Genomic DNA, 3,290 nt, shown 5'->3' with positions numbered 1-3,290 from the left:
ACCTGGTGCCGGTCGGTTCGAGCCGCGAGCAGGTGCTTCTGGCGCTCGGCACGCCGTCGACGACCGCGACCTTCGACAACGAGGCCTTCTATTACATTTCGCAGACGCGCAAGCGCTACGTCGCCTTCGACAAGCCACGGCTCATTGATCAGCATGTGCTGGCGGTCTATTTCGGCGCCGATGGCCGCGTCACCCAGATCGCCAATTACGGGATGAAGGACGGCAAGATGTTCGACTTCATCTCACGCACCACACCGACCGGCGGCAAGGACCAGAACTTCCTCAGCCAGATCATCAACGGTGCCAGCAAGCTGGCACCCAGCATTCCGGGCGGCGGCGCCTAATTCCTTTCGGCTTCCATTCCGGGAGCCTCATCATCTCAGGCGACCAAAAACCCGCGGGAGCGATCCTGCGGGTTTTTGTTGTGGCCTCGATCAGGGCAAGATCCCCGTATGTTTGCCGGCGATGCTTAAGCCGTCGAAACCCAAGCCGGTAGATGAGATACCGGCGCATTTACCGTATGCAAGAGATCGGCTTGTTGACGCGTCGACATGGCATTGCTCAACAAAAAACCCGCGGGATCGCTCCCGCGGGTTGTTTCGGGCTGAAGCCTAGATCAGCCGTGCGCGAGCACGGCCAGCAGCAGGAGCGCGACGATGTTGGTGATCTTGATCGCCGGGTTGACGGCGGGGCCAGCGGTGTCCTTGTAGGGATCGCCGACCGTGTCACCGGTCACCGAAGCCTTGTGCGCCTCGGAACCCTTGAGATGCTTGACGCCGTCCTTGTCGACAAAGCCGTCTTCGAAGGACTTCTTGGCGTTGTCCCAGGCGCCGCCGCCAGAGGTCATCGAGATGGCGACGAACAGGCCGTTGACGATGACGCCGAGCAGCGAGGCACCCAGCGCTGCAAAGGCGGACGCCTTCGAGCCCGAGATGAGCAGCACGCCGAAATAGACGACGAGCGGCGCCAGCACCGGCAGCAGCGACGGGATGATCATTTCCCTGATTGCCGCCTTGGTCAGAAGGTCGACCGCGCGGGCGTAGTTCGGCTTCGAGGTGCCGGCCATGATGCCCGGATCCTCGCGGAACTGCTTGCGCACCTCCTCGACGATGGCGCCCGCCGCACGGCCGACGGCCGTCATGGCGATGCCGCCGAACAGATACGGGATCAGCCCGCCGAAGATCAGGCCGGCGACGACGTATGGGTTGGAGAGATCGAAGGAGATCTCGCCCATGCCCTGGAAGTAGGGATATTTGTCGCCATTGGCGGCGAAGAACTTCAGGTCGTTCGAGTACGCGGCAAACAGCACCAATGCGCCGAGACCAGCGGAGCCGATGGCGTAGCCCTTGGTCACCGCCTTGGTGGTGTTGCCGACCGCGTCGAGCGCGTCGGTGGAGTGGCGCACTTCCTTGGGCAGGCCGGCCATTTCGGCGATGCCGCCGGCATTGTCGGTGACCGGGCCGAAGGCATCGAGCGCAACGATCATGCCGGCAAGGCCGAGCATCGTCGTGACCGCGATCGCCGTACCGAAGAGGCCGGCAAGCTGATAGGTCGAGATGATGCCGCCGACGATGACGATCGCCGGCAGCGCCGTCGATTCCAGCGAGACCGCGAGGCCCTGGATGACGTTGGTGCCGTGACCGGTGACCGACGCCTGGGCGATGGAATTGACCGGGCGCTTGTTGGTGCCGGTGTAGTATTCGGTGATGACCACGATGAGACCGGTCACCACGAGGCCGATCAGGCCGCAGATGAACAGGTTCTTGCCGGTGATGACCATGCCGGCGACCGTGCCGACCTCACCCCAGCCGAGCGTCACCTGGGTGGCGACGCCGAGGCCGACGATGGACAGCAGGCCAGTGACGATCAGGCCCTTGTAGAGTGCGCCCATGATCGAGCCGTTGGAACCGAGCTTGACGAAGAAGGTGCCGACGATCGAGGTCAGGATGCAGGCGCCGCAGATGGCGAGCGGATAAAGCATGGCCGCACCCAACACGGCGGTCCCGCCAAAGAAGATGGCAGCCAGAACCATGGTGGCGACGACAGTCACCGCATAGGTTTCGAACAGGTCAGCGGCCATGCCGGCGCAGTCGCCGACATTGTCGCCGACATTGTCGGCGATCGTGGCCGGGTTGCGCGGATCGTCTTCGGGAATACCGGCTTCGACTTTGCCGACGAGATCGCCACCGACGTCGGCGCCTTTGGTGAAGATGCCGCCGCCGAGACGAGCGAAGATCGAGATCAGCGATGCGCCGAAGCCGAGCGAGACCAGCGAGTCGATGACGATGCGGTCATTGGGCTGGAGGCCCATGAAGTGGGTCAGGATGAGGTAGTAGATCGACACGCCGAGCAAGGCGAGGCCAGCAACCAGCATGCCGGTGATGGCGCCCGATTTGAACGCGATGTCGAGGCCGGCAGCGAGACTGTTCGATGCGGCCTGCGCCGTGCGAACGTTGGCGCGAACGGAGACATGCATGCCGATGAAGCCGGCGGCGCCTGAAAGCACCGCTCCGATCAGGAAGCCGATCGCGGCGGTGATGGACAGCAACCACCAGGCGAGCACGAGGACGACGACGCCAACGATGGCGATGGTGGTGTACTGACGCGCCAGATAGGCTTGTGCGCCCTCGCGGATAGCCGCGGAGATTTCCTGCATGCGTGCATTGCCCTGATCGGCCGCAAGGACCGAACGTGTCGCCCAGATGGCGTAAAGGATTGAAAGCAGGCCGCAGGCGATGACGGCGGAAATAATTGTCATTGCCGGATTTTCCTCGATTGATGGCCCAAAAGAACCCCTCCCTGGGCCGTTGAGACAAAGACCGGATTCCGAGCACGGAATCCGCCTCTTCGCAGCGGTGTATGCGAAACAGGGCTGCGAACGTCAAGATATTGTTCGGTTTTTGCCCGGCTTTCGCCCAAATGGTTGGGACCAGGCGGCGGCTGCCGTCAGCACCCTGCGATTAGATCGATTGAAATTAGCCCTGACGCAGGGCGTGGCTACTCTGCCTCCCGGCCCATCCGGCGCGCCGTGTAGCGCTCTATGGCCGACAGGCCGTCATAGATCAGCACGGCAAGGGCTGCCACGATCAGGCCGCCCTGCAGGATGAAGGCGAGATTGTTGGATAACAACCCGGCGATGATCACTTCGCCCAGCGTTTTGGCTGCCACGGTCGAACCGATGGTCGCCGTGGCAAGGCTGATCACCACCGACAGCCTGATGCCGCCGAGAATGATCGGGGCGCTGAGCGGCAGCTCGACCTTGGTGAGCCTTTGCCAACCGGTCATGCCGG

At 63.0% G+C, this 3,290-nt stretch carries 3 protein-coding genes; 1 reads left to right on the top strand and 2 read right to left on the bottom strand.

Features of this window, described 5'->3' with window-relative positions; translation table 11 throughout:
• A partial coding sequence (locus EN932_RS32170) for an outer membrane protein assembly factor BamE (RefSeq protein WP_164890728.1) occupies window positions 1–344 on the top strand: 344 nt, incomplete at its 5' end.
• Window positions 345–616: 272 nt separating this feature from the next.
• Here EN932_RS32170 and EN932_RS32165 read toward each other — a convergent pair.
• Together EN932_RS32165 and EN932_RS32160 are read right to left on the bottom strand one after the other, a co-directional pair.
• On the bottom strand, window positions 617–2,758 hold the full coding sequence (locus EN932_RS32165; RefSeq protein ID WP_013532237.1) for a sodium-translocating pyrophosphatase: 2,142 nt from the start codon (window positions 2,756–2,758) through the stop codon (window positions 617–619).
• 239 nt (window positions 2,759–2,997) lie between these two features.
• On the bottom strand, window positions 2,998–3,290 hold a 293-nt coding region (locus EN932_RS32160), incomplete at its 5' end, for an ABC transporter permease subunit (protein WP_127320655.1).

The organism is Mesorhizobium sp. M7A.F.Ca.US.002.01.1.1, from assembly GCF_004022955.1.
In the GTDB taxonomy this organism is placed as follows: Bacteria; Pseudomonadota; Alphaproteobacteria; order Rhizobiales; family Rhizobiaceae; genus Mesorhizobium; species Mesorhizobium ciceri.
This window is presented reverse-complemented; position numbering and strand designations above follow the sequence as displayed.